1 pseudogene is annotated in these 441 nt (G+C 70.3%); it reads left to right on the top strand.

Going from position 1 to position 441, the window contains the following annotated elements:
- A pseudogene (locus EOA86_RS38125) lies at nucleotides 1–441 on the top strand (hydantoinase/oxoprolinase family protein); the annotation flags it as partial.

Here is a 441-nt window from a genome sequence, read left to right as displayed (position 1 = left end):
TCCCAGGCTCGATCCGGAAGGGGCCACCGTCGGCGGCTTCCGCACCATGGTCGAGGCGGTGGCCATGCGCACTTTTGGGCTTGGCGGCGATTCCGAAGTGGCGCTGGAGGACGGCGTGCTCAGCCCAAAAATCCTGCTCGGGCCGCGCCGCCTAGTGCCGCTAGCGCTGGCCGGCATGGTGCACGGCGAAGCCGTCACCTCAGAATTGGAGCGCCAACTGCGGGCGCCGAACCCCGGCCGCATGGATGGCCGCTTCGCCGTGCGCACCGGCGTGCCGGAGCGGCTCGCCGCCGGCCTCACCGCTCCGGAAGCGAGGCTGTACGAGGCGATCGGCAGCGTGCCGCTCGCCCTCGACAGGCTGCTCACCTCGAACGCCCAGAACGCCACCTTGAACCGGCTGGTGTCGCGCGGCCTGGTGCATATTTCCGGTTTCACGCCGTC

This window comes from Mesorhizobium sp. M5C.F.Ca.IN.020.32.2.1 (assembly GCF_004023105.1).
Taxonomy (GTDB): domain Bacteria; phylum Pseudomonadota; class Alphaproteobacteria; order Rhizobiales; family Rhizobiaceae; genus Mesorhizobium; species Mesorhizobium wenxiniae.
The sequence above is the reverse complement of the archived record's forward strand: the minus strand, read 5'-3'. Positions and strand labels throughout refer to the sequence as shown.